The sequence below is a fragment of the Lacticaseibacillus manihotivorans DSM 13343 = JCM 12514 genome (assembly GCF_001435035.1).
In the GTDB taxonomy this organism is placed as follows: domain Bacteria; phylum Bacillota; class Bacilli; order Lactobacillales; family Lactobacillaceae; genus Lacticaseibacillus; species Lacticaseibacillus manihotivorans.
In genome coordinates, this window is record NZ_AZEU01000202.1 from 35,107 (window position 1) to 41,685 (window position 6,579).

Annotated in this window: 6 protein-coding genes; 5 read left to right on the plus strand and 1 reads right to left on the minus strand. The window is 49.0% G+C overall.

Annotation, left to right across the window (positions count from 1 at the left end; genetic code table 11):
- Positions 1 to 34: 34 nt before the first annotated feature.
- Positions 35 to 484, plus strand: a complete 450-nt coding sequence (locus tag FD01_RS11115) for a universal stress protein (RefSeq protein ID WP_054714893.1) — start codon at positions 35 to 37, stop codon at positions 482 to 484.
- A 56-nt stretch (positions 485 to 540) separates the two neighbouring features.
- Here the strand turns inward: FD01_RS11115 and FD01_RS11120 are convergent, their stop codons facing one another.
- Positions 541 to 2,859, minus strand: coding sequence for a cation-translocating P-type ATPase (locus FD01_RS11120; protein ID WP_056964322.1), 2,319 nt, complete (start codon positions 2,857 to 2,859; stop codon positions 541 to 543).
- Between the two features lie 127 nt (positions 2,860 to 2,986).
- On the opposite strand from FD01_RS11120, the gene FD01_RS11125 reads away from it, so the two are divergent.
- From FD01_RS11125 to FD01_RS11140, 4 genes are all read left to right on the plus strand, one after another.
- Positions 2,987 to 3,889, plus strand: a complete 903-nt coding sequence (locus FD01_RS11125) for a proline iminopeptidase-family hydrolase (RefSeq protein WP_054714905.1) — start codon at positions 2,987 to 2,989, stop codon at positions 3,887 to 3,889.
- A 24-nt stretch (positions 3,890 to 3,913) separates the two neighbouring features.
- Positions 3,914 to 4,255: a hypothetical protein gene (locus tag FD01_RS11130; RefSeq protein ID WP_054714896.1), complete on the plus strand. Its 342-nt coding sequence runs from the start codon at positions 3,914 to 3,916 to the stop codon at positions 4,253 to 4,255.
- Between the two features lie 371 nt (positions 4,256 to 4,626).
- Positions 4,627 to 5,145 (plus strand): GNAT family N-acetyltransferase, encoded by a 519-nt coding sequence (locus tag FD01_RS11135; protein ID WP_054714898.1) that lies wholly within the window; start codon positions 4,627 to 4,629, stop codon positions 5,143 to 5,145.
- A 23-nt stretch (positions 5,146 to 5,168) separates the two neighbouring features.
- Entirely contained in the window at positions 5,169 to 6,329 is a 1,161-nt protein-coding gene (locus tag FD01_RS11140) for a cation:proton antiporter (RefSeq protein ID WP_056964326.1), read from the plus strand.
- Positions 6,330 to 6,579: the final 250 nt, after the last annotated feature.

The window sequence follows — 6,579 nt, forward strand, 5'->3', positions numbered from 1 at the left end:
TGTGTTACATTAAAGCCAGAAGGGAGCGATTCATATGACACAACGCGTACTCGTCGCGATCGATGGCTCAGAAGCTTCAGATCGCGCCTTAGCCAAAGCGGTCACAGTCGCCAAGGAACGGGAGTGGGGGCTGGATCTCTTGCATGTGATCGACACGCGCCAATACACTGCCGGCTTTGGCCAAACTGGCACCGTCGATGGCAAATTGTTGTACAACGCCGAACAAACTGCTGAAGCGCAACTTGAGGACTTGATCAAGCCACTGCTTGCGCAAGGCATTGATGCCAAACCACATATCCGCTTCGGTTCGCCGCGAGCAGTTGTTGCCGTCGACGCACCTAAAGACTACAACACTGGTTTGATCGTGATCGGGCGTTCCTCAAAGAAGCTGGTGTCGCGCATGTTCATCGGCTCAGTCGCAAGCTTTGTGGTTGAAAATGCGCCATGTGATGTCTTGATCGTTGCCAATCCACAAGTCAAATAAATCCAAACAAAAATGCTTCAAGCGCCGAGATCATCGACGTTTGAAGCATTTTTTGTTTACCGCCAGTGGATCTTCGCTAACACACGCTTGCCTAAGAATTCTTGCAAGAACATGTAGACTGGCAAACTGGTGAGGATCAGTGGCCCATACACGATGAAGCGGTCAAAGCGCCACAAATTGCTTAACGAGAAAATCTTCCCGGCGACGAAGAAGACGCCGAACAAGGCAATTGTCAGTAAAATCATCATCGCATACTTGTAGCGATTGAACGGTCGGGCATTGATGAACAGCACATGCAATTCGATCACGCCGATCATCAATACCACCATGGTTGACGTTGCGGCAAATGACCAATGGAACCAATATTCGCCCCAAGTTAACACGAGCGTATACAAAACGATCGCCACGGCGCCTGGGGCTGCGATGGTCATGACTTTTTGCATGAATTGGCCCACGACGCGGTCGAAATTCGGTTCAAACGTCAGTAAAAATGATGGAATCGCCACGGCAATGGCAGAAACTGGCGTTAAGTTGATCGGCGTGATCGGGTAATCTAATGGTAGAAAAACGAAAATCGCAGTTAAAATCACGGAGAAAATCGTTTTGACCAAGTACATCGACGCGACCCGCTCGATATTGTTGATCACGCGGCGGCCTTCATTCAACACATTGCACAAGACATCGAAGTTGGAATCTAACAAGACAAAGTCGGAAATGCTTTTGACGGCTTCGGCACCGCTGGCCATCGCGATCGAACAATCAGATTGGCGCAAAGCCAACACATCATTGACCCCATCCCCACACATCGCCACCGTGTGATCTTGATTTTGCAACGCTTGAATCAAATGCTTTTTCTGCGGTGGCGTCACCCGGCCAAACACGGTATGGGTGGCGGCTAAGGTTTCATAATCATCATCGTCAGGGATTTGGCTCATGTCCACGAAAGCCTCGGTTTTGGCCATGCCGGCGCGCTTGGCGATGTTGGCCACAGTGACTGGGTTATCACCCGAAATGACTTTAAGATCGACGTCTTGTTTTTTGAAAAAGGCGAAGGTGCTTTGGGCTGTTTCGCGCAGTTCATCTTCGATTTCAATCAGGCCCATCAAGGTCATGCCGCTTAACGGTGTGGTCAAGTCCTGATCCGTTTGCGCGACCACCAGCACCCGCAGACCATTTTCGGCGGCTTGATTGATTTGCTGCGAGATTTTTTCAGGTAAGCCATCAGGAAAAACAAATTCAGGTGCGCCCATGATCAAGCTGCGACCATCCGCCAACGTTGCGCCAGAATACTTCCGCGCACTGGAAAAAGGTATGGTTTTGGCGATTTGGGGATGCGGATCATCGGCGACTTCTTTGATCGCCATGGCGGTTTCATTGTCATCATTTAATGCATAAACCACTGAGGCGGCAGCGTGTTGCACGTCAGCTTCAACAAAATCAGCCAACGGCAGGATTTGGGCCACTTTTAATCGGCCGGAGGTGATGGTCCCAGTTTTATCCAAGCAAATCGTATCAACCCGCGCTAAAGATTCCAACGCAGACAACGCCCGAACTAACACGCGTTTCACTGCCAAGTTGCGGGCGGATACGGCTAGCGCAACATTGGTCAATAACACCAAACCTTCAGGGATCATGCCAATCACCGCCGCCGAAGTGGATAATACCGCGCGGTTGTAGTTCCCGCGGCGTACCAAAGAAACGGTGAACAAAGCGATACCCAATGGGATCAACACATAAGTCAAGACTTTGATGATGCGATTGATTGTGGCTAACAGTTGACTTTTAGTATCCTCGCCTTTTTTCGCTTCAGCGGAAAGCTTGGCGGCAAAAGTGTCCCCGGCAACCGCAGTGACGGTCATACAAGCAGTGCCGGCTACAATGAAGCTACCGGATAATAATTGATCGCCGACAGTTTTGGTGATCGGATCACTTTCGCCAGTCAACGGCGACTCATCGGCTTCAATGCCATCCGTTTGCGAAACGGTGCCGTCGACTGGGACTTGGTCGCCGCGATGAAGGAGTAACAAATCGCCTTCAACGATTTCATCTTGCGGAATCTGCACGTCTTCACCATTACGTCTGACGGTGACCGGTGTGCTGGCAAGTATCCGCATGGCGTCGATTTTTTTCTTGGCGCGCAATTCTTGGAAGGTCCCAATGGCGGTGTTGATGATCGCCACACCTAAGAATAGGAGGTTTTTATACGAGCCAGTGGTAAAGATCAACGCACCAAGGGCCACGTTGACAAAGTTAAATAACGTCAGCGTGTTTTGGGCGATGATGGTTGAAACGCTCGCAGATAAAGGCTTTTGTGCGGTGTTAGGTTTGCGCTTTGCCACTTGCGCTGAGGTTAATCCCGTTAATTTTTCAGACATAAGCCACCTCCTAGGTCTATTTTAACCAATGCTAGCCAAAACAGGGTAGCCAAACGCACAAGTTAAGACATTTTTGGCAAAACCGTTTCCATTCGCATATAATAGGAAGCAGATGGGAGTTGATTTTTTGGCAAAATACAAAGCAAACGGCACACGCTTCATCACGTTAGACAATGGGTATCACTTGTGGACGCAAACCACTGGATCTGGTGACATTCACTTGATGACCTTGCACGGCGGCCCTGGCGGCACCAACGAAGTCTTTGAAAACTTCGGCGAACGCTTGGCGCCATATGGGGTCACCGTCACCCGCTATGATCAATTAGGGTCATTCTTCTCAGATCAACCAGATTTTTCCGATCCTGAAAATCGCAAAAAGTTTCTTAACATCGATTACTATGTCCAAGAAGTTGAGGAAGTCCGCCAAAAACTCGGCCTCGATCACTTCTACTTGCTCGGCCAATCATGGGGCGGGGTGCTCGCCATCGAATACGCGTTGCGCTATCCAGAACATTTAGCTGGCGTCATTTTATCCTCGATGATCGACAACTTAGCCGAATACTTGCAAAACGTCAACGCGATTCGCGACAGCATGTTCAATGCAGACGACTTGGCTTATATGCACGACGTTGAAGCGCGGCATACGTTTGACGAACCACGCTATGAAGCTTTGGTATCAGCGCTTGGTGAACACTACTTGCATCATCAAGCCGACGCGCAACCACGCCATTTGATTTCAACGATGGGGACGGCAGTTTACAACTACTTCCAAGGCGACAATGAATTTGTCATGGTCGGTGCGTTGAAAGATTGGGATCGTCGCGGGTCGATGAAAGATATTTCAGTACCTGCCTATTTGACGTTTGGCGGGCATGAAACCATGCCACTGGATGCGGCGCGGAGAATGGCTGACGAAATTCCTGACAGCACCTTGCACATTACACCTGATGCTGGTCATGGCCAAATGTTAGACAATCCAGATGATTACTTCAAACACTTAGGCGAATGGTTGCAAGGCCAACAAGCTTAAGCTGACAACTAAGGAGGGCTTACCATGTTTAAAGATGCCAAACAAATCGCCAATAAAATTGTTGATGCCACAACTGGTCCCTTGAATACTTTTGATCAAACAGTTTCGGAAAATCCTGACTTGATCATGCCATTAGCTGCTTTGCATGCGAGCATTGTGGCGTTGTCCATCGCTGGGGCAGTCGCAGTGATCCGCGGCCATCAAGAAGTGCGCATCGCCAAAGAGCAAACCAAGCAGATCCGCATGAAGGCGATGCTTGAATTTCATGGCAAACATCATCCACGCTGCCGCCATGGTCATCATGGCAAACCGGGGATGCATCACCACAATCCCCGCATGTTAGCCCAACATGACGACGGGGAATAAGTGACGTTTTGGGTTAGAAAATTTCAAGTAGCGTGTTAAGCTAACAATTTTCTGTATCGGTCGTGTCGTGGTGGGTATCACTTGGTCGCGTTTTGAATTTGGGCCGGAAGCAGGTCGCTGCGCCATAGTGAGAAGCCTGTTAGCGACTGGTCGCTTACAGAAAACCGCAGGGAAAGATCCACTTTGTTCATGAGCGTAGCGTATAAACAAAGTTAGCTTTCCTGAGGACTCTCACTATGGTGCAACGACCTGCTGGAGGCCCAAATTCAAAACCATTCCGCCACTTTGTACCAAAAGCCACAAAGGATATAATTGAATTCTCATCTGAAATAGCAGACAATGGAAGCAATCACATTTTGGAGGTTGTCCACATGGCTGCTATTTTTGTTCGTCCAGGGACTCAAAAAGATATCGACGCAATTTTGTCGATCATTCAATCAGCGCGGGAATTTCTCGCGCAACAAGGCATTGATCAATGGCAAGGCACTTATCCAGATCGCGCCGCCGTGCAAAAAGATATTGATGATGAAACCAACCGCGTGTTGATTGTTGATGGCAAAGTGGCTGGTACCGGTAGTTTGATCGATGGTCCTGATCCTTTTTACAAGCGCATCGATGGCGATGGTTGGATCGGTGATCGCAAGTATATGATGATCCACCGCTTTGCTTTGGATGGTAAGGTGCGCGGCCAACAACTCAGCAAGTTCTTCATGAGCAACTTGACCACTGAAGCTTATTCGTTGGGCTATCGGGATTTACGGATCGACACCCACGCGCAAAACCAGATCATGCAACACGTGATCAAAGCGGCAGGTTATCAATTCCGTGGTATCGTCTATCTCGACGAACCCGTACCGGAACGCAATGCTTATCAATTGTTGTTAGATTAACGCGTTATAAAGAGGGAGGCACTATGGGTTATTTAGGTACACTGGCTTTGATTTTGCTCACGACCATGATGTTTGCCCATTTCAGTTTGAAATTGGGCATCCCCGCCGTCATCGGGGAGTTATTGGCTGGGGTCTTGTTGGGACCTGCGATTTTAAATTGGGTGCAGCCAACGAACTTGGTATCAGATTTTGCGGAAATCGGCGTGATTTTTCTGATGTTTATCGCCGGGCTTGAATCTGATTTAACCATGCTGAAAAAATATTTCCGCCCAGGGGTACTCGTCGCAGTGATCGGTGTCATTGTGCCGGTCATCACCATCTTCATCTTTGCGCGAGCTTGGGGCTTTAACTTTGTCGCCGCCAGTTTCTTAGGCATTACGTATGCGGCGACGTCGGTTTCGATTTCTGTGGAAGTGCTCAAAGAACTCAAAGCCTTAGATACTAAAAGTGGCGCCACGATTTTAGGCGCTGCCGTGGTTGATGATATCTTGACGGTGATTATTTTAAGTGTGGCAGTCGGGGTGTTTGGTGAAGGCCAATCGACCACCAGCTTGCCGTTGTGGTTGAGTTTGATCGGACAAGTGTTGTACTTTGGCGTGATCTACTTGGTGGTCAAATTTGTGGCACCGTATTTGATGCACTTGGCTGAGCGCCTGTATCCAAGTTCTGCTGTGATGATCATGTCGTTGTTGCTGTGCTTGGGGATGGCATATCTCGCTGATGTGATCGGCATGTCGGCAGTAATCGGGGCGTTTTTTGCTGGCGTTGCGGTATCCACCACCCCTTATCGGCATGAAGTCGATGCGAGTCTGACCTCGATTGGCTACGGCATTTTTATTCCCGTGTTCTTCGTGTCCATCGGCTTGAACATGCGCTTAGACGGATTAGGGCGCGATTTGCTGTTTATCGTGATCATGACGGTTTTGGCTTTGTTGGCCAAGTGGATTGGCTGTGGTTTCGGGTCAAAGTTAGCCGGGCAATCTTGGCATGATGCCAATGTGGTCGGCGCCGGGATGGTATCGCGTGGTGAGATGGCGCTGATTGTCGCCCAAATCGGTTTTGAAGCCAAGTTATTGCATGAAGACTTTTATTCTTCTGTGATTATTGTGATCATTTTGACCACGTTGATCGCGCCGTTCTTATTAAAAGATGCCTTGCGCCGGAAAAATGCGGCGGAAGCTTAAGGAATTGAGGCTGAGACATAAAGCGGTCTTAGCCCATAATACAAGCGCCTCTACATCACGATTCGCTCTTTAATCGCGGTGTAGAGGTGTTTGTGTTTCTGGGCGTTGCTTTATGGACGCGACTATGCTGAAACTTGGAATTATGTCCTGGCCTCTTTTTTGTTGTGATTTGAGCCAACCGCAATTTTCTTGTAAACGCAAATTGCAAGAACAAGTTAGCCACCCCATGGCACGACACCGTGAGATGAAC